General features: G+C 68.3%; 31 protein-coding genes, 2 tRNA genes and 1 other RNA gene. 11 read left to right on the top strand and 23 right to left on the bottom strand.

Annotated features, from left to right (window positions below):
* Positions 1-5 precede the first annotated feature (5 nt).
* Both ACU0DV_RS05350 and ACU0DV_RS05345 read right to left on the bottom strand, forming a co-directional pair.
* Positions 6-959 (bottom strand): MBL fold metallo-hydrolase, encoded by a 954-nt coding sequence (locus tag ACU0DV_RS05350; protein WP_446241196.1) that lies wholly within the window; start codon positions 957-959, stop codon positions 6-8.
* A gap of 173 nt (positions 960-1,132) precedes the next feature.
* Positions 1,133-1,216, bottom strand: a tRNA-Tyr gene (locus ACU0DV_RS05345).
* Positions 1,217-1,323: 107 nt separating this feature from the next.
* On the opposite strand from ACU0DV_RS05345, the gene rlmB reads away from it, so the two are divergent.
* The 6 genes from rlmB to ACU0DV_RS05315 all read left to right on the top strand — a co-directional run bounded on the left by rlmB (position 1,324) and on the right by ACU0DV_RS05315 (position 5,491).
* On the top strand, positions 1,324-2,148 hold the full coding sequence (gene rlmB / locus ACU0DV_RS05340) for a 23S rRNA (guanosine(2251)-2'-O)-methyltransferase RlmB (RefSeq protein ID WP_254698166.1): 825 nt from the start codon (positions 1,324-1,326) through the stop codon (positions 2,146-2,148).
* Positions 2,149-2,202: 54 nt separating this feature from the next.
* The gene (locus tag ACU0DV_RS05335; protein WP_446241195.1) at positions 2,203-2,514 is read left to right on the top strand and encodes a hypothetical protein; all 312 of its coding nucleotides are present in this window, start codon (positions 2,203-2,205) and stop codon (positions 2,512-2,514) included.
* 131 nt (positions 2,515-2,645) lie between these two features.
* Complete coding sequence (gene ribB / locus ACU0DV_RS05330; RefSeq protein WP_100929750.1) at positions 2,646-3,773, top strand: 3,4-dihydroxy-2-butanone-4-phosphate synthase; 1,128 nt, start codon at positions 2,646-2,648, stop codon at positions 3,771-3,773.
* Entirely contained in the window at positions 3,773-4,321 is a 549-nt protein-coding gene (locus ACU0DV_RS05325) for a 6,7-dimethyl-8-ribityllumazine synthase (RefSeq protein WP_100929751.1), read from the top strand. Before ribB ends, ACU0DV_RS05325 begins: the two co-directional genes overlap by 1 nt.
* Positions 4,318-4,824, top strand: a complete 507-nt coding sequence (gene nusB, locus ACU0DV_RS05320; RefSeq protein WP_100929752.1) for a transcription antitermination factor NusB — start codon at positions 4,318-4,320, stop codon at positions 4,822-4,824. The genes ACU0DV_RS05325 and nusB overlap by 4 nt, the downstream gene beginning before the upstream one ends.
* A gap of 334 nt (positions 4,825-5,158) precedes the next feature.
* Positions 5,159-5,491, top strand: coding sequence for a hypothetical protein (locus ACU0DV_RS05315; protein ID WP_446241194.1), 333 nt, complete (start codon positions 5,159-5,161; stop codon positions 5,489-5,491).
* A gap of 153 nt (positions 5,492-5,644) precedes the next feature.
* Here the strand turns inward: ACU0DV_RS05315 and ssrS are convergent.
* The 5 genes from ssrS to ACU0DV_RS05290 all read right to left on the bottom strand — a co-directional run bounded on the left by ssrS (position 5,645) and on the right by ACU0DV_RS05290 (position 8,885).
* Positions 5,645-5,800, bottom strand: a non-coding RNA gene (ssrS, locus tag ACU0DV_RS05310) — 6S RNA.
* Between the two features lie 8 nt (positions 5,801-5,808).
* Positions 5,809-6,249, bottom strand: a complete 441-nt coding sequence (locus ACU0DV_RS05305) for an SRPBCC family protein (RefSeq protein WP_370312605.1) — start codon at positions 6,247-6,249, stop codon at positions 5,809-5,811.
* Positions 6,246-6,569: an ArsR/SmtB family transcription factor gene (locus ACU0DV_RS05300; protein WP_446241193.1), complete on the bottom strand. Its 324-nt coding sequence runs from the start codon at positions 6,567-6,569 to the stop codon at positions 6,246-6,248. Before ACU0DV_RS05300 ends, ACU0DV_RS05305 begins: the two co-directional genes overlap by 4 nt.
* A 92-nt stretch (positions 6,570-6,661) precedes the next feature.
* Positions 6,662-7,414 (bottom strand): hypothetical protein, encoded by a 753-nt coding sequence (locus tag ACU0DV_RS05295; RefSeq protein WP_446241192.1) that lies wholly within the window; start codon positions 7,412-7,414, stop codon positions 6,662-6,664.
* 142 nt (positions 7,415-7,556) lie between these two features.
* Positions 7,557-8,885 carry a hypothetical protein gene (locus tag ACU0DV_RS05290; RefSeq protein WP_370312602.1) on the bottom strand — a complete coding sequence of 443 codons (1,329 nt, stop codon included), beginning with the start codon at positions 8,883-8,885 and terminating at the stop codon, positions 7,557-7,559.
* Between the two features lie 123 nt (positions 8,886-9,008).
* Between ACU0DV_RS05290 and ACU0DV_RS05285 the strand changes: the two genes are divergently transcribed.
* On the top strand, positions 9,009-9,479 hold the full coding sequence (locus ACU0DV_RS05285) for an MmcB family DNA repair protein (RefSeq protein ID WP_254698168.1): 471 nt from the start codon (positions 9,009-9,011) through the stop codon (positions 9,477-9,479).
* A 44-nt stretch (positions 9,480-9,523) separates the two neighbouring features.
* Here the strand turns inward: ACU0DV_RS05285 and ACU0DV_RS05280 are convergent, their stop codons facing one another.
* A complete protein-coding gene (locus ACU0DV_RS05280; protein WP_446241191.1) occupies positions 9,524-9,727 on the bottom strand; it encodes a DUF6324 family protein in 204 nt (67 codons plus the stop codon).
* Between the two features lie 71 nt (positions 9,728-9,798).
* Here ACU0DV_RS05280 and ACU0DV_RS05275 point away from each other — a divergent pair, with 71 nt between their 5' ends.
* Positions 9,799-10,311, top strand: coding sequence for an N-acetyltransferase family protein (locus ACU0DV_RS05275; RefSeq protein WP_446241190.1), 513 nt, complete (start codon positions 9,799-9,801; stop codon positions 10,309-10,311).
* A 42-nt stretch (positions 10,312-10,353) separates the two neighbouring features.
* Positions 10,354-10,430 (top strand) — tRNA-His (locus tag ACU0DV_RS05270).
* Between the two features lie 166 nt (positions 10,431-10,596).
* On the opposite strand, the gene ACU0DV_RS05265 is transcribed toward ACU0DV_RS05270, so the two are convergent.
* From ACU0DV_RS05265 to nifB, 6 genes are all read right to left on the bottom strand, one after another.
* The gene (locus ACU0DV_RS05265) at positions 10,597-11,424 is read right to left on the bottom strand and encodes an SIR2 family NAD-dependent protein deacylase (protein ID WP_446241189.1); all 828 of its coding nucleotides are present in this window, start codon (positions 11,422-11,424) and stop codon (positions 10,597-10,599) included.
* Between the two features lie 3 nt (positions 11,425-11,427).
* The gene (nifT, locus tag ACU0DV_RS05260) at positions 11,428-11,643 is read right to left on the bottom strand and encodes a putative nitrogen fixation protein NifT (protein ID WP_100929760.1); all 216 of its coding nucleotides are present in this window, start codon (positions 11,641-11,643) and stop codon (positions 11,428-11,430) included.
* The gene (locus ACU0DV_RS05255; RefSeq protein WP_446241188.1) at positions 11,640-11,993 is read right to left on the bottom strand and encodes a nitrogen fixation protein NifZ; all 354 of its coding nucleotides are present in this window, start codon (positions 11,991-11,993) and stop codon (positions 11,640-11,642) included. The genes nifT and ACU0DV_RS05255 overlap by 4 nt, the downstream gene beginning before the upstream one ends.
* Positions 11,993-12,715, bottom strand: a complete 723-nt coding sequence (locus ACU0DV_RS05250; protein WP_254698173.1) for a 4Fe4S-binding leucine-rich repeat protein — start codon at positions 12,713-12,715, stop codon at positions 11,993-11,995. Before ACU0DV_RS05250 ends, ACU0DV_RS05255 begins: the two co-directional genes overlap by 1 nt.
* Before the next feature lie 24 nt (positions 12,716-12,739).
* Positions 12,740-12,934 carry a 4Fe-4S binding protein gene (locus tag ACU0DV_RS05245; protein WP_100929763.1) on the bottom strand — a complete coding sequence of 65 codons (195 nt, stop codon included), beginning with the start codon at positions 12,932-12,934 and terminating at the stop codon, positions 12,740-12,742.
* A gap of 91 nt (positions 12,935-13,025) precedes the next feature.
* On the bottom strand, positions 13,026-14,513 hold the full coding sequence (gene nifB, locus ACU0DV_RS05240) for a nitrogenase cofactor biosynthesis protein NifB (RefSeq protein ID WP_100929764.1): 1,488 nt from the start codon (positions 14,511-14,513) through the stop codon (positions 13,026-13,028).
* 132 nt (positions 14,514-14,645) lie between these two features.
* Between nifB and ACU0DV_RS05235 the strand changes: the two genes are divergently transcribed.
* Entirely contained in the window at positions 14,646-15,014 is a 369-nt protein-coding gene (locus ACU0DV_RS05235; protein ID WP_446241187.1) for an ArsR/SmtB family transcription factor, read from the top strand.
* 427 nt (positions 15,015-15,441) lie between these two features.
* Positions 15,442-16,107 (top strand): glutathione S-transferase family protein, encoded by a 666-nt coding sequence (locus ACU0DV_RS05230; protein WP_446241186.1) that lies wholly within the window; start codon positions 15,442-15,444, stop codon positions 16,105-16,107.
* 197 nt (positions 16,108-16,304) lie between these two features.
* Here ACU0DV_RS05230 and nifA read toward each other — a convergent pair whose 3' ends face one another.
* The 9 genes from nifA to nifS all read right to left on the bottom strand — a co-directional run bounded on the left by nifA (position 16,305) and on the right by nifS (position 25,366).
* Positions 16,305-17,987: a nif-specific transcriptional activator NifA gene (gene nifA / locus ACU0DV_RS05225; RefSeq protein WP_100931003.1), complete on the bottom strand. Its 1,683-nt coding sequence runs from the start codon at positions 17,985-17,987 to the stop codon at positions 16,305-16,307.
* 381 nt (positions 17,988-18,368) lie between these two features.
* Complete coding sequence (gene rpoN / locus ACU0DV_RS05220) at positions 18,369-19,661, bottom strand: RNA polymerase factor sigma-54 (protein ID WP_370312594.1); 1,293 nt, start codon at positions 19,659-19,661, stop codon at positions 18,369-18,371.
* Between the two features lie 99 nt (positions 19,662-19,760).
* Positions 19,761-20,459 carry an ATP-binding cassette domain-containing protein gene (locus ACU0DV_RS05215; protein ID WP_446241185.1) on the bottom strand — a complete coding sequence of 233 codons (699 nt, stop codon included), beginning with the start codon at positions 20,457-20,459 and terminating at the stop codon, positions 19,761-19,763.
* The gene (modB, locus tag ACU0DV_RS05210) at positions 20,456-21,148 is read right to left on the bottom strand and encodes a molybdate ABC transporter permease subunit (RefSeq protein WP_446241184.1); all 693 of its coding nucleotides are present in this window, start codon (positions 21,146-21,148) and stop codon (positions 20,456-20,458) included. Before modB ends, ACU0DV_RS05215 begins: the two co-directional genes overlap by 4 nt.
* Positions 21,145-21,885 carry a molybdate ABC transporter substrate-binding protein gene (modA, locus tag ACU0DV_RS05205; RefSeq protein ID WP_446241183.1) on the bottom strand — a complete coding sequence of 247 codons (741 nt, stop codon included), beginning with the start codon at positions 21,883-21,885 and terminating at the stop codon, positions 21,145-21,147. The genes modB and modA overlap by 4 nt, the downstream gene beginning before the upstream one ends.
* The gene (gene nifW / locus ACU0DV_RS05200; RefSeq protein WP_100929772.1) at positions 21,882-22,214 is read right to left on the bottom strand and encodes a nitrogenase stabilizing/protective protein NifW; all 333 of its coding nucleotides are present in this window, start codon (positions 22,212-22,214) and stop codon (positions 21,882-21,884) included. Before nifW ends, modA begins: the two co-directional genes overlap by 4 nt.
* 27 nt (positions 22,215-22,241) lie before the next feature.
* Complete coding sequence (gene cysE, locus ACU0DV_RS05195) at positions 22,242-22,949, bottom strand: serine O-acetyltransferase (RefSeq protein ID WP_283980751.1); 708 nt, start codon at positions 22,947-22,949, stop codon at positions 22,242-22,244.
* Positions 22,946-24,118, bottom strand: a complete 1,173-nt coding sequence (nifV, locus tag ACU0DV_RS05190) for a homocitrate synthase (protein WP_446241182.1) — start codon at positions 24,116-24,118, stop codon at positions 22,946-22,948. Before nifV ends, cysE begins: the two co-directional genes overlap by 4 nt.
* Positions 24,119-24,163: 45 nt before the next feature.
* Positions 24,164-25,366, bottom strand: coding sequence for a cysteine desulfurase NifS (gene nifS / locus ACU0DV_RS05185; protein WP_283980749.1), 1,203 nt, complete (start codon positions 25,364-25,366; stop codon positions 24,164-24,166).
* Positions 25,367-25,374: the final 8 nt, after the last annotated feature.

The raw sequence follows: 25,374 nt of genomic DNA, 5'->3' as shown, positions 1-25,374 counted from the left end.
TGCTCTCAGCCATAGGGGAAGGCCCGCGGCACGAAGCGATAGCCTTCCTGCGCCGCCTCGACGTAACCGATCCCGGGGAAGGCGATGTGCATCCCGGCGATCTGAATCCGGTCGGCCGCCGCGCGGGCGAGGATGTCGGCCCGTGTCTGCGCGGCCATGTCGGCGGCGGTGTCGAAGACGATGGTGACCTCGGGGCGGGCGAACTGCACCGGCCCGACATGCACGATGTCGCCCCAGATCAGAAGCTGGCTGCCCTCGCTCTCGAGCATCACGCCGGTATGGCCCAGCGTATGGCCCGGCAGCGGCACCAGCGTGATCCCGTTGCCCAGATCGGCATCCTTGGCCACGACCTCCAGCCGGTCGCCGAAGGCGTCGACGGCGGCCCGCGCCTGATCGAAGAACGGGTGGAACTGCTCCGGCGCGCCGTTGCGGATCTCGTCGCTGCGCCAGAAGTCGATCTCCGGCTGGCTTACGGTCAGGCCCGCGCCGGTGTAGGGGTTGCCGTCCGGCGCGAGGATGCCGCCGATGTGGTCTGGGTGCAGGTGGGTGGCGATGATCCGGCCGATGCTGGCAGGGTCTACGCCGAAGGCTGCCATGTTGGCGCCAAGCTGGCCCAGCCCCGGCCCCATGAGCTGCCCTGTGCCGGTGTCGACGAGGATGCGTTCTTCGCCGAGCTCGATCAGGTAGGCGTTGACGCCGGTCGGATGGCCGTCACCGTCGATGTAGGCGGCCCGAAGCAGGCTCTGGAAGTCCTCAGGCGTGATGCCTTGCAGCGCCTCCGCGGTGATCGGCAGGAAGCCGTCGGAAAAGGCGGTGACGGTCGCGCTTCCGACGGGAAAGCTTTGCGCGACGGCGATACCGGGGGTGCCCGACTGCGCCGCGACCGGCGCGATTCGCAGGCCGGTCAGGGCGCCGGCGGCGGCCAGCAAAGAGGTTGTCATGAAAGAGCGGCGGTCCATGGGCGTCCTCCCGTTGGATGCAGGGTGACGCAACGGTGCCCGATCCGCCCCGAGTCGGACAACCGTGAAGTGTGAATGGCAGCGGTTCAGGGATGAATGGCCCGCCCGACTGCGCCGACGCACCCCAGCCCCGCACAGGGCCTGCAAGAGCGTCGTCATTGTCAGAGTGGAGATGGTGGGCGACCTTGGAATCGAACCAAGCGTGCGTCTCCGCGAGGGAGTTACAGTCCCCTGCCACACCTTGCGGCCTGTCGCCCACCGGGCGTCCGTGAAGGCCAGCGGCCCCGGACGTGGGGGGCTGATTACAACCGGCCCAAAGGGGCGTCAACAGGAAAATCCCTTGGAATTCACCCGGCGCCCGTGCATGAGTGAACGCTCTGCGGGACAGGCTGCGAAGGACGGTGCAGACGACATGGCGAAGAAACCGAAATGGGTGGTCGAGAAGGAACAGGCCAAGCGCGCCTCTGCGGCGGAGACTGTCTGGCTGTTCGGCCATCATGCCGTGCGCGACGCCCTTCTGAACCCGAACCGGGTGAAGCTGCGCCTGATCCTGACCCCCAACGCCGCCGAAAAGCTGGGCGAGGCCGTGGCCGAGGCCGGGATCGAGCCGGAGATCAGCGATCCCCGCCGCTTTGCCGCGCCGCTCGACCCGCAGTCCGTCCACCAGGGCGCGGCGCTCGAGGTCAAGCCGCTGGACTGGGGCAAGCTGGAGGACGTGGCGCTCTCGGGCGAGGGCGCGCTGCGTCTGGTGCTGCTCGACCGAGTGACCGATCCGCACAACGTCGGCGCCATCCTGCGCTCGGCTGAGGTGTTCGGCGCGCAGGCGGTGATCGGCACGCGCCATCACGCCGCACCCGAAACCGGCGCGCTGGCCAAGACGGCGAGCGGCGCGCTGGAACGTCAGCCCTACCTGCGGGAAAGGAACCTCGCCGACACGATCACCGCGCTTCAGGGGATCGGTTACATGGTCCTGGGTCTCGACGGGGAGGCAGAAATGACCATCGAGGAAGCCGTGGAAGGCAAGCGCGACCGGCCCATCGCGCTGGTGCTGGGCGCAGAGGGGCCGGGCCTCCGCCCCAAGACTCGCGAGACGGTGGATGCCCTCGTGAAGATCCCCTTCGCCCGCGATTTCGGCTCGCTCAACGTGTCGAACGCGGCCGCCGTGGCGCTTTACGCCGTGCGGGGCTGATCGCGGGTCCTGACGCGACTTGTCCTGACCCTGTGCCGTACTTAGGTCAGGGACATGCCGAACACCAAGATCGCCACCTGCTGCTACTGCGGCACCCGCGCAGCGCTTGTCCTGAAGGGCGAGCGGTCGCATGAACTGGCCTGCTCCTCCTGCGGGGCGCCGCTGCACGACCTGAAGAAGCTGCGCACCGACGCCGTCCGGCCAGAGGCGCATCGCGTGCCGCAGAAGGGCCGGAAGGGCAAACGCCGCGCGGCGCACTCGCCCTTCGACCTGGTGGAGACGGCGATGCGCAGGACCTCGAAGAAACGCAGGAAGAAGGGGTTCCTGCATGAGGCCTTCGACCTGCTCGACGACATCTTCGACTGACCGCCGCCGGGCCATCGTGCATATTTTCGGGAAAGACCCTGCGTGCCCGCGGGTCGGTGAGCTGCCATAGCCTCTGGCCTTTGGGGCCTCGCTGGATTATCCCGCCACAGACCCGAGTGAGGCGAGACGCTATGACCGATTACGAAAACCCCGGCCCGGTAGAGCAGAACTGGCGCGACGCGATTTCCTCTGTCGAGGAGATCATCGAGGACGCCCGCAACGGTCGGATGTTCATCCTTGTCGACCACGAAGACCGCGAGAACGAGGGCGACCTCGTGATCCCCGCGCAGTGGGCGACGCCGGATGCGATCAACTTCATGGCGCTCTACGGGCGCGGGCTGATCTGCCTGGCCCTGACACCGGAACGTATTGAAGACCTTGGCCTTTCGTTGATGTCGACGAACAACTCGTCGCGGCACGAGACTGCCTTCACCACGTCGATCGAGGCGCGCGAAGGTGTGACCACCGGCATCTCTGCCGCCGACCGGGCGCGCACCGTGCAGGTGGCCATCGACTCCTCGAAGGGGCCGGCGGATATCGCGACCCCGGGGCATGTCTTCCCGCTGCGGGCCAAGCGCGGCGGCGTGCTGGTGCGTGCCGGCCATACGGAGGCGGCCGTGGACGTGTCGCGGCTGGCGGGGCTGAACCCCTCCGGCGTGATCTGCGAGGTCATCAACGACGACGGCACCATGGCGCGCCTGCCGGAACTGATCGCCTTCGGCCAGAAGCACGGCATCAAGATCGGCACCATCAGCGACCTCATCAAGTACCGCCGCCGCAACGACAACCTCGTGAAGGTGCGCACCGAAGAGGTGATCCAGACGGAGTTCGGCGGCGAGTGGACCATGCGGATCTACACCGACGAGACCCACGGCGACGAGCATATCGTATTGGTAAAAGGCGATATTTCCGGCGAGGAGCCGGTGCTGGTGCGGATGCACGCGCTTGACCCGATGCTCGACGTGGTGGGCACCGGGCTGAAGGGACGGGCGGACGAATTCCGCAACGCTATGATGGCCGTGGCCGAGGAAGGGCGCGGCGCCGTCGTGCTGCTGCGCGACACCTCGATGAAGCTGGACGTGGGCGAGGAGGTCTCTCCAAGGACGCTGCGCCAGTACGGTCTTGGCGCGCAGATCCTGTCGTCGCTGGGCCTGTCGAAGCTGGTGCTGCTGACCAATTCGCCGAAGCCGAGGGTGGTGGGCCTGGACGCCTACGGCCTTGAAATCGTTGAAACCCGCAGGATCTCGGAGCTGGGCTGATGGCATCGAACGAAACGCATTACACGCTGCCGCGGGCGGAATTCGACAAGCCGGTGAAGATCGCCATCGTCGTGGCGCCATATTACAAGGACATTGCTGACCAGCTCGTTAAGGGCGCGGTCGCAGAGATCGAGGCCTGCGGCGGCTGGCACGAGATCATCGAGGTGCCCGGCGCGCTGGAGGTTCCCACCGCCATCGGCATCGCGGAACGGATGTCCAGCTTCGACGGCTACGTCGCGCTGGGCTGCGTTATCCGTGGAGAAACAACGCATTACGACACGGTCTGCAACGACTCGTCGCGCGCATTGACGCTGCTCGGGCTGCAGGGCCTGTGCATCGGCAACGGTATCCTCACGGTCGAGAACTACGATCAGGCGGCGGTCCGTGCCGATTCGGACGGCCAGAACAAGGGCGGCGGCGCAGCGGCGGCGGCCCTTCATCTTATTGCAATCGCACGGAAATTCGGCGGGGCCCGCAAGGGCGTCGGGTTCCGTCCGTCCGGCGGCGAGTACGAGATCGCCACGTCCGGGAAAGGTCCAGTCGCATGAGCGAGGCGAACGCGCCCAAACCGCAGCCGGGCAAGCCGTCCGGCAACCAGAAGCGCAAGATGCGCTCCGCCTCGCGGCTCTATGCCGTGCAGGCGCTTTACCAGATGGAACAGTCCGGCACCCCGGTCGACAAGGTCCGCCGCGAGTTCCTCGAGTTCCGCTTCGGCGCGGTTGTCGACGAGGACGGGACAGAGATGCTCGACGGGGATGTTTCGCTGTTTTCCCAGGTGCTTGAAGAGGCGCTGCGCTGGCAGGCCAAGGTCGACCAGATGACCGATCGCGCGCTTGTGGCGAAGTGGCCCATCGCCCGCATCGACCCGGTCCTGCGCGCGCTTTTCCGCGCCGCGGGGGCGGAGCTGGTGGCCACGGACACGCCGCCGAAGGTGGTGATCGTCGAATACGTGGACGTTGCGGTGGCCTTCTACCCGGACGGCAAGGAGGCGAAGTTCGTCAACGCCGTGCTCGACCACATGGCCCGCGAGGCGAAGCCCGAGGCGTTCTGAGGCGGGACCGTCGTTAACACGGCGCGCGCCGGGGTTAACGCGTCGCCGGAGTTCTCCTGCCGCGCAGGATGTGGGGGTGTGTCACGGGCCCGCCGCAATCCCGCTACCGGATCTTAACGGATGTGAACGCGCCGGAAGGGGTGAACCGGCCGGTTCGACCCCCCGGTTCGGCCGGTTGTTAACCTTTGGCCGTGACGTTGCGTCGCAAAGGGTTAACGCTGCCTCGGCCCGGCTCCGCGCGGCCCCGTGCCACTCCGGGCGGCTGCGGCGCTGTGCGCTCTTGTTTCGGCCCGCGCATGATGTATCTTGTATCTCGAATGTGATGGAGGGCGCCATGCCGAAACTGATCCGACTCTACATCCTGCAGGTGCTGGCGGGCTTCGGGCTGTCGGCGATCTTCGTGGGGCTCCTGCTCTGGGCCAACGTGGCGAACCTCTGGCATCTGGTCAGCACCTCGCCGGTGGGCTGGATCGCGGTCGCCATGCTGTTCTTCGCCAACGGCATCGTCTTCGCGGGCGTGCAGTTCGCGATCTCGGTCATGCGCATGGGCGAGGACGACACGCCGGCCGGCGGCAAGCGCCAGCCACGGCTTGTGCGGGAGCCTGCGGTGCTGCGGGTGCCCGCCGGGGAGGCGCGCGCGCAGGGCCGGACCTTCCGTCGCCGCTGAGACGCCGCGCCCGGGGCAGGGCGCAAAATTTTCGCCGAAAATTTTGAGGGCGCGGGCGGAGAGGCCTGCGCCTTTGTCGTTCCGGGTGTACGGGAAGCACCGGGTGCCGCCGCAAATTCTTCGCCGAAGAATTTGCGGCCGGCCCGATGAGCGGCGGGAACCACCACGACCGTGTGGGTGACGCATTCCCGAGGACCTGTATATACAGGTGGGCGCCAGGTAACGAAGCCACGGCTACGTCAGAGCCAGCTCCCTCGGATTTGCTTAAGGCCACCGGAATGTACCCGTTCACGAGAGGGGCAGAACCCGCCAGTGCCTCAGGTAAGCTCGTGACAGGGCGTCGGCAAGTCCATCTTGTCGATTTCGTGAAGGCGGCCCATGAACTCGTGCCAGCCCTTGTCGAATCCGAGCACCACGGCGAAGTCTTCGGCGCCTTCGGGCAGGCCCGAGTGCACCAGCGACAGCTGCGTGCCCCCCGGCACGGTTTCCAGGTCCCAGGTGACCGTGGTCATGGTCCCGTTGAGCGGCGAGACGGTGAACGACCAGCGCATGTGATCCTTGGGCGATAGCTTCTCCACCGTGCCCCAGCACAGGGTGTTGTCGTTGGCGGCGTTGTAGAGCTCATAGGGCTGGCCTTCGCTCAGGTCGGCGCGGGCGGGGTTGAACCACTTGCCCAGCAGCTCGGCCCGGGTCAGGTGGTCCCAGACGGTGTCCTTGCTGGCGGAGAGCATCACGGATTTGCGGATGGTGAGGGTCATGTGTTGTCCTTTTCGGAAAGGGTTCTGGAGAGGGCGGACAGCTTGTCGTCCCAGAAAGCGTCGAAGTGGCTGAGCCAGTCGGTGACGGGCTTCAGGCCCGGTGCGTTGAGGCTGGAGAGGGTTTCGCGCCCCTGCCGGCGCATGGTGATGAGGTTGCCTTCCTCCAGCACCACGAGGTGCTTTTTCACGGCCGCGCGGGTCATGGCGCAGTGTTCGGTGATTTCGGCGATGGTCATTTCCCGGGTGCCGAGGCGGTGCAGGATGTCGCGTCGGGTCGGGTCCGCGAGGGCGCGGAAGGCGGGTTGGAGCAAAGCGGTCATGGCGCCTCCTTTGGACGGTGCGTGGTCAAAGGGATACCATTTGGTTTCGCAAAATGCAATACCTTTTGGTATCGCGACTTGCGTGCGCCGGATCAGCTGTCAGGCGTGATGAAGCCGTAGCGTTCCAGTTCCTCGGGCAGGAGGATGTAGATCTCGTCCGCGGGGGTGGCCAGCGCGTGGCTCATGACCCGCACGTCGAGGCCCATGTCGTCGAGGTAGGTCATGACCTCGGCCTGGCCGCGCTGGATGTCCTCGACCGCGACGAAGGCGGGCAGGATGGTGCTTTCGCCGAAGTAATGCTGGTGCACGCCGATGGAGGCGGAGGGTTCCGCCGTGCGGGTCGCGCCGCCCGCGAAGAGGTAGGGGCAGGCGGAATAGCAGATCTCGCCCGAGAGCACGCTTGTGGCGATCCCGGCGGCGCGCAGGTGGCGCCCGAGGTCGAGGGCGTCGCGCACCGATCCGCCGGGGGATTGCAGGACAAGCGTCTCGATCTTCGGGTCGGCCTCGGTGATCTGCGGCATGAGGCGCTGCGCGTCGCCGTCCTCGATCGTGCCTTCGAGCCGCCAGGTGGCGTCCTCGTAGGTCAGCGTCAGACGGTCGGGCAGTTCGCCGGCGTCGCGGCTGGGCTGCACGGTGGGGCGGTCGCGCGCCGGATCGTAGGTGCGGCGCTGGTCGCCGGGGCGCACGGGTTCGGACAGGCGCGGCGCCTGTGGCGAGGAGAAGGGCAGCGAGAAGGGCGCGCTGCGGATGTCGCCCAGCACCAGCAGGGTGCCGATGCCGACCTGGAAGATCAGCACGGCGGCCAGGGTGCGGGCGACGGGCCGGGCGGTGCGGCCGGTGCTCATGAGTGCAGGCCCCGAGGGTCGGGCATCGGGACGGCGCACTGCAAGCGCAGGTGTCCCGGGACCGGCGCCTTCATGCGGCGTTGCACCGCACGGCCCGCCATGCAGGCGCTTGACGCCTGCGCGTCTGTCGTTTCACCGGCGTTCATTCGGCAGCCTCGCGCGGCGGCTCCTGCGGTTTCGGGGCGGGGTCCGGGGTCAGGACGGTGGGGGCGGCGGTCGTGGCCGGGGGCGGGGCCGAGAGCTGCTCCACGTCGCGCAGGGCGGTGACGGCGGCGCGCAGCTCGGCCAGCGTCAGCGTGTCCTCGATCCCCGTGCCGTCGCGCCCGTGGCGGATCGCGCCCTGGGTGATGGCGAGGATGAAGACCAGCACCATGGGCAGGAGGTCGATGGCGATGGCCCCGGCCCAGGACGGCACGAAGTTGCGGGCGTAGAGGATCACCGCGTCGGCGGCGGAGATCGGCGTGTAGGTCACGTCGGTCGGGCTTTCCAGCGCCTGCACGTTCTGCGCCGCCCGTTCCAGCGTCGCGGCGCGGCTGCCCAGCACTTCCAGCACCGAGGAGATGGTGGCGGACTGGTCGGCCCGTCCTGCGGCGGTGGAGCTGTCGAGCTCCGGCAACACCACGGAGGCGGCGAGGTCCTGCGCCGCCCGTTCCACGAGCTGCGCCACCGACAGTTGCCGAAGCTGGGTGATCAGGCCCTGAAGGCGCACCGCGGCCTCCGAGAACTCGATGGAGCGGGCCTCCACGCTGCCCGGCTCCACCGTCAGGGCGCGCATCCGCGACAGGATGGTGTTGCCCTCGGTAAAGGCGCTTTCGACCAGCGGGGTCTGTTCGGCGATCTGGGTTTCCAGCGCCGAGAGCTCTGCCGACTTCTGGCGCAGCACGCGGAAGACCGCGCCGCGGCCTGCGAGGCCGGAGAGCGAGCCCTGCGCCTCCTGCTCCGACAGGTCCTCGAACGATTGCCGCACGCGGGCGACGTCGCGTTCCAGCGCCTGCCCGGTGAGGGCGATCTCGTGGGCGCGCTCCAGCGCCGTCTGGTAGTCCTGCACGGTCTTGGCGAGGTGCTGCTCCACCGCCGCCGACCCGGCCAGCGCGGCTGCGTTCAGCCAGGACGACATGGCGACGATGGCGAGGCTGCCCATGCCCATCGCGGCCAGAAGGCCGGTGCGGGCGCGCGTCGTGGTGACGGCCGGGAAAAGCCGCAGCATGTAGGACCAGAAGACGAAGATGCCGACCGAGACGGCCGTCGAATAGGCGATGGCGGCAAAGACCGACATGGCGCCGTTCTCGTCCAGCAGGGAACTCACCCCGAGGTAGGTGTAGATGCCCGAGGCCACCGACAGCACGCCGAGCGCCGTGCCGGAGAAGGTGTCGAGCCACGTGATGTGACCTTCGAGGTCGCGGGCGTTGCGCACACCGCGCGCGGCCTCCCGGCTGAGGGGGACGGTGTCCTGTCGTGGGCTCTGGCTCATGCGGTCTCCGTGCGCGTCGGCCAAAACCGGCCGGCCCGTAAAACATGACCCCTGGGCGGCAATTTGCAACGCCTCTCGCCGTGGGGGTTGCATTTGTTCACGTATTGTTCATATGTTTTCAGCATGGAATTGCGTGACACCCTGTTGGATTCCGGCCTGATGCCGGGGCAGCTCTTGGCCCGGGGCGTGTGCCGCCACCTTGCGACACACGGCTTTGCCACGGTGGAGGAATTCGTGCCCGAGCGCGGCCTGAGGGTCGACGTGATGGCGCTTGGCCCGAAGGGAGAGCTTTGGGTGGTCGAATGCAAGTCCTCGCGCGCGGACTTCATGTGCGACGCCAAGTGGCAGGGCTACCTCGACTGGTGCGACCGCTACTTCTGGGCCGTGGATCAGGATTTTCCGACCGACCTGCTGCCCGAGGGCACCGGCCTGATCGTCGCCGACGGCTACGATGCGGAGATCCTGCGCATGTCCCCGGAATCCAAGCTGCCGGGCGCGCGGCGCAAGGTGCTGATGCAGAAGTTCGCCTTCCATGCCGCCCGGCGCCTGCAGGGCCTGCGCGACCCGGGTGCGGTGCTGGACGGCTGGGGCTGAGGGCGCCGCGCGTTCCGTTGCGACGGTGGTCGGCGCCGCCGCGTTCAGCGCTTCTTATTCTTCGGTTTCATGCCGCGGGCGGTCGCCGCGGCGGCGCGCAGTTCCTCGGCGATGTCCTCGGCCTCTTCGGGGTCGAAGTCCATCGGGATCTCCAGGTCCCCGGCAAAGATGTACATCCGGACCATGCCCAGGTCGGTCGGGCCGATCTGCAGGTTGGCCTCGATTTCGCTTTCGTCGTTGATGCTCATGGCTGTCCCTCGCGGTGATCTTGTCAGTTAGCCACCGCCGCGCTTTGATGCAAGCGCAGGAGGATGGGACGATGACGGTGGAATTGCGCGATCTGGGCGAGGGCGACGCAGACTGGCTGGTGACCCAGCACGGGCGTCTCTATGCGCGGGACGAGGGGTTCGACGACAGCTTCCCGGTGCTGGTGCGGCAGGTGCTTGACGATTTCGTCGCACGCCGCGATCCGGCGCGGGAACGGGCCTTCATCGCGTGGGAGGATGGCGCCCGGCTGGGCAGCATCTTCTGCGCCCGCTCCGACGATCCCGACGCGGCAAAGCTGCGGCTGTTCCTCCTGATGCCGGAGGCGCGCGGCAAGGGGCTGGGGCGGCGGCTGCTGGCCGAGAACCTCGCCTTTGCGCGGCAGGCGGGGTATGCTAGAATGGTGCTCTGGACGCATGAAAGCCACCGCGCGGCCTGCGCGCTTTATGCAGCAACCGGGTGGCGGCTGCTCCGGTCGGAGCCGAAAATCAGCTTCGGCGTGCCCGTGGTGGAACAGGCCTGGGAGATCGACCTGAGCACGCCGCGGGGAAAAAATTTCCGGGATTAGCGCTTGCATTCCAAGGGCGCAGTTTGTAAATCGCCTGCCAGTGCCGCCTTAGCTCAGTTGGTTAGAGCGCCTGATTGTGGATCAGGAGGTCCCCCGTTCGAGCCGGGGAGGTGGTACCATCTCCTTCAGGACGCAAAGCGAAAAGGCCCTTCGGCTGTGATGGCAGAGGGCCTTTCGCGTCTGTTGGGCCGCGGCATCGGGGCGATGCGCGTTGCAGGCAGCCGCGTGGGAACCGCCCCCCGGGGACGCGGTGCCGGCACCGGCCGCCCGGTGATGTCCGCGGGTCTAGCCTTCGGGAACGGTCAACGCCTCTGCCACGGCCTCTAGCGGCAGGTCGATGTGCAGCGCGTTCATTTCCTTCACGAATTTCTCTTCCATCCGGGTGAGCGGTCCGTGGATGACCATGACATGCCCAGGGGCGGACCGCTTGGCGATCTGCCGGGCGAAGGTGCGGAGCATCTGGTCGTCGAACCGGCAGCCGAGGAAGAGGAAGGGCCGGCCGGTGCGACGGCGGGTGACCTCCTCGGGAATCGGGCGCTGGATGTCGATCTCCGTCAGGACCTCCACGTAGTCGCTGTCCGACATCAGGAAGGACGATCCCTTCCGCGCCATGCCGTGTGGTTTGTAGATCAGCGTCTCCCATTCCGGGCTGGCCTCAGGCACCTGGTTGCCATCCGCATCGTAGGCGCGGGTGAAGATGTCGATCCACTCGCCATTGCGGCTGACGCCCTGCACCAGTCCGTGCGGCTTGCCCGCGAAGGCGCGCATCAAACCGTCGTCGTACCAGGTGTCGACGATCATCGGCGGGCCGACGCGGGCCAGCCAGTCATGCACCGGGTTGGACCCGGCGGCGGGCGTGTCGAAGGCATACTCCACCAGCTTGTTCAGCGTGGCACGGAACTTGCGGCTTTCGATGTACTGCGCCACGGCCCAGAGATTGCCGGCGGCGCGGCGGGGCGCCCGCACCTGCCTTTCCAGCAGCGCCGAAAGCGCCTGCGGCGTCGTCGGTGCGGCGGTGTCCGACAGGGCCGCGACCTCGGGACCGAGGTAGGCGATGCGCCGGCCCGAGGCGACTTCGTTCATCGCCTGTTCGAGTTGGTCGTGCGGGGTCATGGCTCAGTCCTCTCCGGCGGTCAGGCGGCGGGCGTCGACGGTGATCGGCAGGGCGGGGGGCTCGTCGAAGGCGGGCATGGCGAAAACCCAGCCGTTCGCCAGCCGCGCCCAGCCGCCCCAGAGGCCGGGGACCTCTGTCTCGACGATCATTTCCTCGAGGTCCTTCTTGGGGACGTAGGCTTCCATCCCCTTGGGGGTTTCGCGGATCATGACTTTCATTCGGCGGGCTCCTCGCGCGTTCGGGCCGATGGGCGGGTGACGATGTGGGACTGCAGCGCCGACGGGTCTTCGGTGCGGCGGATTTGCTGGCCGTCGGGGATCAGCTCGCGCTCGCGCATGCCGACGATGCTGGCGCGGTCGACGAAATCGACGGCGTAGATGTAGAATTGCTGGAGGAAGACGCCGATGTCGCGGACATAGCCCACGTCGCCCTTCTTCACGACGGTTTCGCCGATCTCCTTGCCGGCCATGGTGCCGTCGTTCCTGACGTTCTTTTTCGAGATGACCCGGTCGCCGGGCATGAAGGCCGGATCGCGGTAGACCTCGATCTCGCGGTCGTCGGTGGACATCAGGCTTCCTCCTGGAGCTGGGCGAGACGGGCGCGGGCGGTCTCACGGATGAAATCGTCGGGGTCGCCGGTGAGGAACTCCGCCTCTGCCCGGCCGCCGTTCTCGGCCACCACGTGACGCACGCGCAGGTCCTCGTCGGCGATGAACAGCGCGGGACGGCGCAGGGCGGCCTCGCGCCGGACAAGCGGGTCGGGATCGGTGCGGAAACGGTCGAGCATCGGGTCGATCACGCGCCGGGCGACGATCCGGCGAATTTCCGGGTCGGGATCGGCGATCATCATCGGCAGCAGCCCCGGTTCGGCCCGGCGCGCGACGATGGTGCGCACGTAGCTGTCGGCGTCATGTGTCATCGCGGAGAGCCGTTCCTGCGGCAGCCGGTGGGCCACGGCGATGCGCACCCGGCGGTCGCCGTCGCCAAGCGCGCGCTCCGCGTGTGAGGGGGGCAGGCGCAGGATGGCGATGCCGCGCACGCCCGCATCCTCGTCGTCCAGCAGCCGCGGCAGGCGAAAGACGGAAGCCGCCCGCGCGGCATTGGCCCGCGTCTCGAAATAGGGGTGGGTCAGGCATTCGTCCGCGAGATCGCGGTTCAGAAGGAAGAAGCGCTCGATCCGCTTGGCGTAGCGGTCGTGCGCACAGGACCAGCCCAGGCCGCAGCGCCCCGGGTCGAGGCGCGCGTTGAAACGGCAGGACGCACAGTCGAGCGGCGCGCCCTGCCAGTCCACGGGGGCAGGTCCTTCGGGCACCGGTCAGGCCGGGATGCAGGTTTCGGGCACCGGGCAGATCTCGGCGCACTGCGGGGTGTCGAAACTGCCCTTGCACTCGGTACAGAGCGCCGGGTCGATCACGTAGGTGTCGTCGCTGAAGGAGATCGCGGCGTTCGGGCATTCGAACTCGCAGGCGCCGCAGACGGTGCAGTTGGATTGGACGATGGTCAGGGCCATGGGGGTTCCTCGTGGCTGTCGGGGCGGAGGGTGGCGCAAAGCCCCACCCTGCATGCCGGCGCGCGGGCGCGACGCGGCGGTCCTCGTGACGTCAGGCGGTCTCGGCCTCCAGCGCAGGCAGGCCGCATCTGGCGCGGTAGACCGCCGAAACCGCGGTTTCGATGTACTCGTAGGCGAAATCCTGGATCGCCACGATCCCGGCCGCGGCGAGGTCCTCGCGCGGGCAGTCGCCGATCTTGGCGCAGAGGATCGTGTCGATGCCCTCCAGCGTCTTGATGACCAGTTCCAGCTTCTCCTCCTCGCCGTAACCGCCGACGCAGTAGTTGTCGCAACGGCGGTGGGTGACGAAACGGACGCCGTCCGCATCGACCTCGAAGATCTGGAACTCGGTGGCATGGCCGAAATGCTGGTTGATGCGCCCGCCGCCCTTGGTGGCCACGGCGATCAGCATGGCCCCCGCATCCGCGGCGACGGCGGCCTGCGTCTCGGCCTTCGCCTCCTCTGCCGCGACCCGGCGTTCGCCGCGCTCCTCCGCCACCCAGGCACGGTAGGCCTCGCGCTTCGTCGGGTCGTAGGTGACCGCGTCCGGCACGAGGTCCATGGTGAATTCCTGCCCCCGATCCTCGCCCAGAAGACCCACGGCATCGGCACGGCACTGGCGGCAGTGCTTCATCAGGTTGGCGCCACCGGCACAGGCATCCTGAAGCTTCTTCAGCTCCTGCGCGGTGGGCCCGCGCTGACCGTTCAGCCCGAAGGCCGTGCCGTGTTCCGGTGCCGAGATCAGCGGCATGATGTTGTGCAGGAAGGCGCCGCGCTTCTTCACCTCCCGGTTGACCTCGAGCAGGTGCGCGTCGTTGATGCCGGGGATCATCACCGAGTTCACCTTCACCAGAATGCCGCGTTCGTGCAGCATGTCGAGCGACTGCATCTGGCGCTCGTGCAGGATCTGGCTGGCCTCCAGACCGGTGCGGCGCTTGTGCTGCCAGAAGATCCACGGATAGATCTTCGTCCCCACCTCCGGGTCGATCATGTTGATGGTCAGCGTGACGTGGTCGATGTTCATGTCCAGGAGGTCGTCGACGTGGTCGGGCAGGGCGAGGCCGTTGGTCGACAGGCAGAGCTTGATGTCGGGAAGCTGCGCGTGGACACGCTGGAAGGTCTCTCGCGTCTTTCGCCAGTCGTAGGCGGAATCGCCCGGCCCGGCGATGCCGAGCACCGAAAGCTGCGGAATTTCGTTCGCGACCGCGATGACCTTGCGGGCGGCGGCCTCCGGCGTCAGCCGTTCCGAGACCACGCCGGGGCGGCTTTCGTTGGCACAGTCGTACTTGCGGTTGCAGTAGTTGCACTGGATGTTGCAGGCGGGAGCGACGGCGACGTGCATCCGGGCGAAGTAATGGTGCGCCTCTTCCGAGTAGCAGGGGTGGTCCTTGACCTTTTCCCAGGTGGCCGGGTCCATGTCCTCGGGCGCGTCGGAAGACCCGCAGGACGAGGACGAACAGCCGTCCGACTCCATGGCCTTCGTCAGGGCATCCTTCGAGCCGATGGCAAGCCCGTCGAGGGAAATCACGTTCGCGTTCATGGCGCTTCCTTCCTGATGGTTCGGTCCGTCGGAATGGGTTCAGCAAGATCGGTGCCAAGCGGCCCGGCGCAGGGGATTGTCGTATAGGGGACAACCGGGGCCTCTGCTGAAAGACGATACTCAAGAGATGACTTGACTATTGTCGGCTTTGGTCCGAAACTTCAGCGCATGGTTGAGTATTCGAAGGATCTGGACCGCGCCTTTCACGCGCTGTCCGACGGAACGCGCCGGGCGATCCTCGACCGCCTTGCGCGGGGGCCGCAGTCGGTCAGCGCCCTGGCGCACCCCTTCGACGCGACCCTGTCGGCGATCCACCAGCACATCCAGGTGCTGGAGGCGTCGGGACTGGTGGACACGGAGAAGGTCGGCCGGGTGCGCCAGTGCCGGATCTCGCGCAAGGCCGTGGCGCAGGTCGAAGGCTGGCTGCGGGCGCGACGGATGCTCTGGGAGGAGCGGTTCGATGCGCTGGGCGCGATGCTTGAGGAGGATGGCAATGCGTAAGGCGCCCGACCACGGGACGTTCCCGATCCGGCGGCGATGGAAGGCACCGGCAGCCCGGGTATTTGCCGCATGGCCGGGCCCTGACCGGAAGGCGCGCCGGTTCACCGGACCCGCGGGCAGGGGGCTGGCGGACCGCCGCATGGACTGGCGCCCCGGCGGCGAGGAGGTACTGGAAGAGCTTCCCCCCGGGCAGGCAGTCGCGCCTTGCCGCGCGCCATCGCGTGGTCGAGCCCGGCAGGCGGCCGGTCTGCGCCTACGACATGCGGGTCGAAGGGGCGCAGCAATCGGTGACACCCGGGGCGACGCACGTCGCCTGCACCGGACAGGTTGTCTGCCCTGACGGGGAGGGCAGAGCCGCGGACCGCAAGCACAGGGCCAGCTTGCAGGACGGTGCCATCGAGAGCACCTTCGGCCGGGAGCGCCTGTCATGATCGCGATCTACGGCCACCCGTTCTCGTCTCATTGCTGGAAGGTCTACATCGCTCTGCGCGAACGAGGGCTGGACTGGGAGGCGCGCACCGTCGATCCGACGCAGCCGGAGCACCAGGCCTTCTGCCGGGAAGCCGCGCCCACCGGCCAGTTCCCTGTGCTGGATCACGACGGCCATGTGGTGATCGAAAGCGCCGCGATCGTCGAATATCTCGACGGGCTTGGCAAGGCCGCCCCCATGGTGCCAAAGGACAGAGATGCGGCCATTGAAGCGCGGCAGATGGATGCCGTCTTCGACGACTACCTGAACGCGCCGGTGGGGCGCATCGTGCTGAACGAACTCCGCCCCGAAACCTGTCGAGATGCGTTCGGCGTGGCGGAGGTGCGGGAGAAGATGACCCAGGCCTATCGATGGCTGGACGGATGGATGACGGGCCGGGACTGGGCCGCAGGTGCCTTCGGCATCGCCGACTGCGCCGCGGCCCCGGCGCTGTTCTATGCGCATTGGGTGCACCCGATCCCGATGGACCTGCGGGCTTTGCACAGCTACCGCAAGCGGCTGCTCACCAGGCCTTCCGTTGCGGCGACGGTAGACGACGCCCGTTTCTTCCGCCCCTATTTCCCGTTCAAGACAGACAGCGATCCGGACTGGTTGCCGTCCTGAGCGCAGCACCCGACCCGGTGTCGTGCAGGCGAGGGGCCAGCCCCTCGCGCTCCCCGGAGTATTTCGGAAGCAAAGAAGCAGGGCACGGTCCGAGGCTTCTTTGCTTTGCAAATACTCCCGCCGGAGGCGGCGGCGCGCGCAGCGCGCTAATACCGGGTGCGCAGCACACCTTTTGATCGCGTCCAGAGGGGGAGCAGTCAGATCCTGCGTACTTCGATGCCGTGTTTCTGAAGTGCGTAGGCGATCTGGCGCGGTGTCAGGCCGAGGAGGCGGGCGGCCTTGGCCTTGACCCAGCCGGCTTCTTCCATGGCGGCGATCAGCTCTTCACGGGCGGTGTTGGCGGTCTTCCTGGGTCCGAAGGGCGCCGGGTCCTCGGGGAAACTTGCGGGTTCAGGTTCGGTCGCGGGCGGGGGCGCGGGGCGGCGAATGGCGGGGGTGACGACCTGGCCCGAGGCGAGGCCGCCGATGGGCGATCCGCCGTCCTGAAGACGCCACAGATCGGCCGAGAGGCAGGTGCCCTGCCGGCATGCAAGTTCCTGCCCCAGCACGATTTCGCCGTCCGACAGGGCGGCGGCACGGTTCACGCAATTCTCCAGTTCGCGGACATTGCCGGGAAACTTGCACTTGCAGATCGTGTCGAAGGCGTCGGCGGCGAAACGCACCTTCGTGCCGTTCGACTTGTTGAACTGATCGAGGAACAGCTGCGCGAGCGGCCGGATGTCGCTGGGCCGGTCGCGCAGCGGGGGCAGCACGATCGGTACGACGCAGATGCGGAAGTAGAGGTCGGCGCGGAAGTCGCCCTTGGCCACCGCCGCTTCGAGATCGCGGTTGGTGGCGGCGACGATGCGGACGTCGACCTTCATGGTCTTCGTGCCGCCGACGCGTTCGAACTCGCCTTCCTGGAGCACCCGCAGCAGTTTCGTCTGGAAGGTCGGGCTGATCTCGCCGATCTCGTCGAGGAACAGCGTCCCGCCGTCGGCCAGCTCGAACCGGCCCTTCTTGAGCTGGGCCGCGCCGGTGAAGGCGCCTTTCTCGTGGCCGAAGAGTTCCGATTCCAGCAGGGTTTCCGACAGGGCCGCGCAGTTGACGCGGACGAAGGGGCCTTTCTGTCGTTTCGACTGGCTGTGCACGGCGCGGGCGAACAGCTCCTTGCCGGTGCCGGATTCGCCGCGCAGCAGGACCGGCGTCCGCTTGGGGGCGACGCGCTTGACCTGCTGGATCACGTCGGAGATCGCCGGGCTGTCGCCGATGATGCCGTCGAAGCTGACCGGCCCCGGCGTCTCGCCCGACTGTTCGCGCAGCGACTGGATCAGGCGGCGGGTGTCCGAGAGCGCCCGGTCGCGGTCCTTGGCGATCCGGCGGCGGAAGCGCAGCGCCTGTTCCAGCAGCGAGGCGACCATGGTCAGCACCCGCACGTCGATGTCCGACAGTCCGGCGCGCGCGTCCGCGTGACTGCGGAAGGCGCAGAGCAGGCCCAGCACGAAGTGGCTTTGTTCCGGGTCGCGCAGGGGCACGGCGATCAGTGTCTGGCCTTCTCCGCGCAGGCGGGTCGGCACGGCGTCCTCGCCGAACTCCGCGGCGAGGTCGAAGGACACCAGCGGCACGCCGGAGCTGAACACCACCCGTGCCACCCTGTCCGGCAGCACTTCGGAGGCGGGTGCGGTCGCATCCCGCGAGAACGCGGTGGCGGCGATGGAATAGGGGTTGCGCTGGCCCGGCACGTCGGTCTCCGGGTCCGTCAGCAGCGCCAGGACGCCGTGCCGCAGGTCGAGGAAGGACGAAAGCACGTTCAGGATATCGGGCACGACCTGGATCGGGTCGGGCGCCGCTGTGAAGGTCTTGGCGATCTCGTAGATCGCGTCGAGCGCCAGCCGGTCCATGCCCGCGGTTTCGGGGCCTGTGCCGGCGGTGGTCCTCCCGGTGCGCCGTTCCCCGGCGCCGTTTGTCTTGGCCGTCTTGTCGTCTTGGATGATGCAGCCCATCTGGGACCCCTCTGTCAGGACGTCTCGGCTCCTCCCGTCGGCAGTCTTTGTCGTCTCACCGGCCCGCTCTTGCGGTCCGGCGCTTTCCTCCGTTGACTGTTCTACCATGCCGAGAGGTCCTGGCGGGAGCGGGCGGTGTCATTTCGCCGGGTGAGCCCCCGGATGGTCCGGAATTTGCGCCAGGACTGCGCAATTTCCGGGCGGATCGCCAGCGGGGGACGGGCACGGGCTACGGGTGCCGGCCCCTTCCGAACCTGAGTGATTCCGTGGGTCGTTCGATCATCGCTTGCGGGCAAGCGCCTGCCTCCGCCGGTCGTAGGAAGAGCCGAGCCCGAGAGACAGGCGGTACTTCGTTACCGTGCGGCGGGCGATGCGCAGGCCGGACCGTTCGGCAAGGTCGACGATGGCCCCGTCCGACAGCGGGTTTTCCGGGTCTTCCCGTTCCACTGCGCGCCGGACGAACTGCAGCGCGCTGTCGCGCGAGACGCCGTCGTTGTCGTGGCTGCTGCCCACCGCGCGGGCAAAGAAGGCGCGCAGCGGCAGGGCGCGTGTGGGGGTCTGGATCATCCGGCCCGACACGGCGCGGCTGATGGTGGAGGCGTGCAGGCCAAGCTCTGCCGCCACGTCCTCCAGCGTCAGGGGCGCGAGATACGCCGGGCCGCGGTCGAGGAAGTGCGCCTGCCGCGCCACCAGCACGGCTGCCGTGCGCAGGAGCGTGTCGCCGCGGCGTTCCAGCGCCTGCGCCAGAGAGCGCGCCTCGGCCAGCGCGCGGCGGCGGGCGGCGCGGGCCTCCGTGCTGGCGGTGCCGTCGGCAAGGCGGTCTTCCTGCACGGTGATCGTGGCAGACGTGGCGCGGTTCAGTTCCACCGTCCAGCCGTCCGGCCCCTTCGTGGCGATGAGGTCCGGCGGAAAGACCGGCGCGGGCGTGTGGTCGAAGGCCAGCCCCGGCTTGGGGTTCAGCCCCTTGAGCTGCGCCATGATGTCGGGGATGTCCGATGTCTCGCAGTCGCAGAGGTCGGCCAGTTCCTTCAGCCGGTTCTTCGCCACGAGGTCGAGGTTGGCCAGCAGCGTCTCGACCTCCCATGTCAGCAGGTCGGCCTCGCGCGCCTGAAGCGTCAGGCATTCCGCGAGGTTCCGGGCAAAGAGGCCGGCAGGTTCGAAGGACTGCAGCCGGTCGAGGATGCGCAGGGCGCGCGCCTCCGGCACGTTGGCCAGCATGGCGATGGTGTCGACGGGCTGTCCGAGCCAGCCGGTCGGTTCCAGCGCCTCGGCAAAGCGCAGGGCGATCAGCCGGTCGGCGGTCTGCGGGAAGGCCAGTTCGATCTGCTCTGCGACATGCGCCAGAAGGCTGGGCCGGTCGGAGGCGATGGCCGCCACGGCGTCGAAGTCTTCCGAGCGCGCGCGGGTGAAGGCGGCCGGCGGGCGATACGCGACGCAGGGGTTGGCCTGCGCGCGCTCCGCGAGGTAGTCGGAGAGTTCCTCGGACGACATGCCGAGGATGGTCAGCGAATGCAGCATCTGCCCGCTCATGGTCTGCGTCTGGCGCTGGCTGAGTCCCTGAAGCATTTCCATCGTCGTCACCTTACATCCGGGGCGGTTGAACGGGGGGCCGCGCAGGTCCGGGCGGCAGAGAAAGCGGCGTTGCTGCGCGTTTCGTGGGCGATCGGGGCGTCATGTGGCACACCTGATGGCACCGGCGGGGGCGAGGGCCGGAAAAACCGGTGTCGCGTTGCGCGTGGCGACCGACTGGATGCGCCCGCCGTTCAGCGTCACCGTGCGGTCGCAGAGGCGGCCGACCTCTTCGGGTGCGTGGGAGATGAGGATCATCGGGATCCGGGTGCGTTCCTGCACGCGCGCGATCAGGTCGAGCGTGCGCGCCTTCAGCCCCGGGTCGAGGGCCGAGACGGGTTCGTCCAGAAGCAGCAGCTCCGGTTCGGCCATCAGTGCGCGGGCAATGGCGGCGCGCTGGCGTTCTCCGCCGGACAGGCGGGCGGGACGGGCGGCCATCAGGTGCCCGAGGTCCAGCGCCCCGATCACCTCGTGCCAGAAGTCGGTACCCCTGTTGCGCGCGCCGAAGGCGAGGTTGCGGGCGACGCTCATGTGCGGGAACAGCAGCCCGTCCTGGAAAACGAGGCCGATCCGGCGCTGCGCGGCAGGAACATTCACGCCGCGGTCCGAGGCATAGAGCGCGCGACCCTTCAGCGCGATGCAGCCGCGGGTCGGGCGGACGTGTCCGGCCAGGCAGTTGAACAGCGTCGACTTGCCGGAGCCGGAGCGCCCGATCAGCCCGATGATGCCGGTGGCTTCCAGCGCAAGGTCGAGGGTGAGGCGGAAATCGCCCTGCCGGTGGTCGAGGCGGATCTCGATCATGCGGGCTCTCCCTGCGGTGACAGACGGCGCGACACGGCCTCCGATGCCATCAGCGCGGCGCCCGCAAGGGCCAGCGACAGCAGGCACAGGCGCAGGGCCGCGTCTTCGCCGCCGGGGCTTTGCGTGACGGAGAACAGGGCGAGCGGCAGGGTCTGCGTGCGGCCGGGAATGTTGCCCGCCAGCGTGATCGTCGCGCCGAATTCGCCCACCGCGCGGGCGAAGGCCAGCGTCAGACCGGCAAGGATGCCCGGCGCCATCAGCGGCAGGGTGACGGTGGCGAAGATCCGGATCTCGGACGCGCCGAGGGACCGGGCGGCGCGGCCCAGCCGCGGATCTATGCCCTCGGCGGACTGCCGGATGGCGCGGACCATCAGGGGAAAGCCCACCACCGCGCAGGCGATCACCACCGCCGATTCGGAAAAGGCGATGCGCAGGCCGAACTGTGTCCAAAGGAAACTGCCGAGCGGGCCGTTCCTGCCCAGGAGCACCAGCAGCAGGTAGCCCAGCACCACCGGCGGCAGGACGAGCGGCAGATGGACCAGGGCATTCACAAGGCCATGCCCGGGGAACCGCCGCGTGCCCAGCAGCCACCCCAGCGCGATGGCCGGAGGCAGCGACCACAGGACCGCAAGCGCCGAGGCGTTCAGCGACAGTGTCAGCGCGTCGATCTCCACCTGCGTCAGGGTCATGAGCCCTCCGCCGGAAGGGTTGCGGGCAGGGTGACAAAGCCCTGCGCGGCCAGCACGGCCTGCCCGGCAGGCGACACGAGGAAGGCCATCAGCGCCGAGGCGCCTTCCGGATCGTCGCCCTGCGCGACCGGGGCCACGAGGTAACGGATCGGCGGATGGCTGTCCTCGGGTATCTGCCAGACCACGGCGATGCCGGGTTGTCCGGCGGCGTCCGAGGCATAGACCAGCCCAAGCGCCGCCTCGCCCTGCGCCACGGCAGCGACGGTGGCCAGCGTGTTGCGCATCGGCACGAAGGCGGGCGCGACCTCGTCCCAGAGGCCGAGGCTTTCAAGTGCCGCCTTGCCGTAGGCGCCCACGGGGGCGGTTTCCGGATCGGCCATGGCGAAGACCTCGCCTTCGAGGGCTGTGGCCAGGGTGTCGGCGGTGACCCGCGAACCGGACGGAGCGATCAGCACCAGCCGGTTGGACATCAGGACACGCACGGCGTCGCCCTCGACAAGGCCCGCGTCAACGAGGTGGTCCATCCACTTCGGATTGGCCGACACGAAGAGGTCCGCCGGTGCGCCCTGTTCGATCTGCCGCGCCAGCAGGCCGGACGCGCCGTAGCTGGTCAGCGCGGCGATGCCGCTCTGCTCGATGGCTGCGTCCAGAGCCGCGCCGGTGGAGGCGGCGGCCAGCAGCATCGGGTCGCCCTGCGCGGCCCCCGCCAGCAGACAGAGCGCCGCCACACGGATCATTGCGCCACCTTCAGGCTGTCGATGACCACGAACTTCGCCTTCAGCTTGGCTTCCTCGTCGCGGAACACCTTGAAGACCTTCTCCTTCAGCGGCGTGCTCTCGACGAAGTCGCCGTAGGCGCGCTTCAGTTCCGCCCGGGCGGCGAGGAAGATCGCATCCTCGTCCTGCCCGGCGAGGTCCAGGTCGCGCAGGTAGCTGCCGAACCGGCGCATGATGTGCAGGCGGGAGACGTTCAGCACCTCCTGATCGAACGGCAGCAGCAGGTAGGTGAAGATGTCCTCGGCGGAGGAAAGGGTGTCGATGGTCTCCAGAACGGTTGTCTCGGTCATGTGTGTCTCCTTCGCGGTCAGGTTGGATCAGTGGGGGAGGTGGTCCTGCGGCGGTGGCGTGCAGCCGCTTTCCGCGGCGCGCAGGGCGGCGTCGCGCGCGGCGAGGCGCGCTTCGAGGAAGGCCACGCGGTCGGCCAGCCGCGCGAGGCTGCGCCCGACCGGGTCGGGCATCAGGTGATGGTTCAGGTCGATGCGGTAGGGATCGCGCGAGGCCTGGCGGGTCTGCACGATCCGCGCCGGGATGCCGACGACCGTTGCCTCCGGCGGGACGTCCTCGACGACGACGGAATTCGCGCCGACCCGGGCGCCTGCACCTATGGTGACCGGCCCGAGGATCTTGGCCCCCGCGCCGACCATGACCTCGTCGCCAAGGGTCGGATGGCGCTTGCCGGGCGACCATGACACGCCCCCCAGCGTCACCCCGTGGTAGAGCGTCACGTCGCGGCCCACTTCGGCGGTCTCTCCGATGACGACGCCTGCGCCGTGGTCGATGAAGAAGCCGGGACCGATCCGCGCACCGGGGTGGATGTCGATGCCCGTGACCATCCGGGCGAGGTAGGACATGATCCGCGCGGGCGTTTTCAGACGTCTCGTCCAGAGGGCATGCGCGGCGCGGTGGGCTAGCATGGCGTGCAGGCCGGGATAGGTCAGCGCCGTCTCCAGCCGTCCGCGGGCCGCGGGATCGCGCTGGCGGATCGCGGCAAAGTCGTCGCGGATGAAGGCGAAGCGGGTCATGACTGCCCCCCGGCCATCATCGCGGAGCGGCTGGCCCGGGTGGCGAGCCGCGCGAGTTCCTCGGGCGCGAGCGGGCGCTTGGTGCGCGTTGCGTGGGCACGGAGCAGGGGTTTCAGGCGGCTGATCAGGTCGTCGCCCGAGGGCAGGCCCGCGGCTTCAAGCGCGACGCGCAGCCCGGCAAGGCCCGAGTGCTTGCCCAGAACGATCTGCCGCTCGCGCCCGAAACGGCCCGGTGCGCAGCGTTCGTCCTCGTAGGTGTCGGCCTGCTTCAGCAGCGCGTCGACGTGGATGCCTGCCTCGTGGGCGAAGGCCAGCGGCCCGGTGATCGGCTTCGATGCCGGCAGCGGACGGCCCGAGGCGCGGGCGACGGTTTGCGACAGGGCGGGCAGGGCGCGCAGGTCGATCCCGGTGTGAATGTCGTTTGCGGCCAGCGCGGCGGCGACCTCCTCCAGCGCGGCGTTTCCCGCGCGCTCGCCCAGCCCGTTGACCGTGACGGAGAGGTGCGTGGCACCGGCGTGGGCTGCCATCATCGTGTTGGCCGTCGCCATGCCGAAGTCGTTGTGCGCGTGGATTTCCAGCGGCAGGGAAATGCGCGTGCTCAGTTCCGCCACCAGCCGGTAGGCGCCCATCGGATCGAGGACGCCCAGCGTATCGGCGATGCGGAAGCGGATCGCGCCCGCGGCCTTTGCCACCGCCGCCAGTTTGGCGAGGAAGGTCGGGTCGGCGCGGCTGGCGTCCTCTGCCCCGACAGAGACCGACAGCCCGGCCTGCGTGGCGCAGAACACCAGCGCCGCGGTTTCGCGGAGCGCCCAGTCGCGGTCCTGCCGCAGTTTGCCGGAGAGCTGCCGGTCAGAACTGGGGACGGCGAAATGCACCCGCCGCACGCCGGTCTTCAGTGCCATGTCGAGGTCGGTCATCCGCAGCCGGCACCAGGCGACCGGCACCGCGCAGGTCAGGTCCTGCGCCAGCGCCCGGATCTCTGCGACCTCGTCGTAACCCATGGCGGGAATGCCCAGTTCGACCTCTGCCACGCCCGCCACGTCCAGCGCCCGGGCGATGGCGCGCTTCTCATGGAAGGAGAAGGCGACGCCGGCGGTCTGTTCGCCGTCGCGCAGCGTGGTGTCGCACAGGGCGACGGCATTCGGCGTACAGAGCGGAGCGTGGTACATGGCGGGTTCCCCTTGACGGTGTTTGCTGCACGAAATCGGGCGGTCTCAGGCGTATTCCGGCTGGAAGCCGTCCGGTTGCGCACCGTCTCCGGACCAGAACGGAGACATGGCGCGCAGGCCGGCGATGATGCCGGGCATGACCTCCAGCACGTAGTCGATCTCTTTTTCGGTTGTTTCTCTCGATAGAGAGAATCGGATCGCGCCGTGGGCCGCGGTGAAGGGGATGTTCATGGCGCGCAGGACGTGGCTCGGTTCCAGCGATCCGGAGGTGCAGGCCGACCCCGAAGAGGCCGCGATCCCGGCGGCGTTCAGCTTCAGCAGGATCGCCTCGCCCTCGATGTACTCGAAGGCCACGGTGGCGGTGTTGGGCAGGCGGTCGTGCGGGTCGCCGGTCAGGAAACAATGGCCGATGCTGCCGATCAGGCCGTTGGCCAGCCTGTCGCGCAGCGTCGTCATGCGGGCCATGTCCTCTGCCATGGTCGACATGACCATCCCGGCGGCGCGACCGAGGCCGATGATCGCCGGGGCGTTCTCTGTCCCGGCACGGCGCCCGCGCTCCTGGTGGCCGCCGCGCAGCAGCGGGCGAAAGCGGGTGCCCTTGCGCAGGTAGAGCGCGCCCAGCCCCTTCGGCCCGTGCAGCTTGTGCGAGGACAGGGAGAGCATGTCGATCTCGGTGTTCCTGAGGTCCATCGGCACCTTGCCCACCGCCTGCACCGCGTCGGTGTGAAACAGCGCGCCGTGTTCGTGCGCCATCTCCGCGAGACCGTCGACCGGAAAGATCGTGCCCGTCTCGTTGTTGGCCCACATGAAGGACACCAGCGCCACCTTGTCGGAAAGCGCGGCGCGGTAGGCGTCGAGGTCGAGCCGCCCCAGACCGTCGACCGGAATGCGGTGCACCACCACGCCCTCGTGTTTCTCCAGCCAGTCGCACAGCGACAGGATGGCGGGGTGTTCGACGGCAGAGGTGACGATCTCGTTCCGGCCCGGCATCACCTGGAGGGCAGACCGGATCGCGGTGTTGTTCGATTCAGTGCCGCCGGAGGTAAAGATGATCTCGTGGTCGAACTCGGCCCCGATCAGGGCCTGCAGCGACCGCCGGGCCTGCCGGAGCGCGCCGCCGACTTCCGCCCCGAAGGCATGGATCGAGGATGCATTGCCGAACTGCTCCGAGAAGTAGGGCAGCATGGCCTCGACCACTTCGGGGAAGACGCGGGTGGTGGCATTGTTGTCGAGATAGATGGGGGGCATCCTTGCGT

It is taken from the genome of Sagittula sp. (assembly GCF_052825245.1).
The sequence above is the reverse complement of the archived record's forward strand: the minus strand, read 5'-3'. Positions and strand labels throughout refer to the sequence as shown.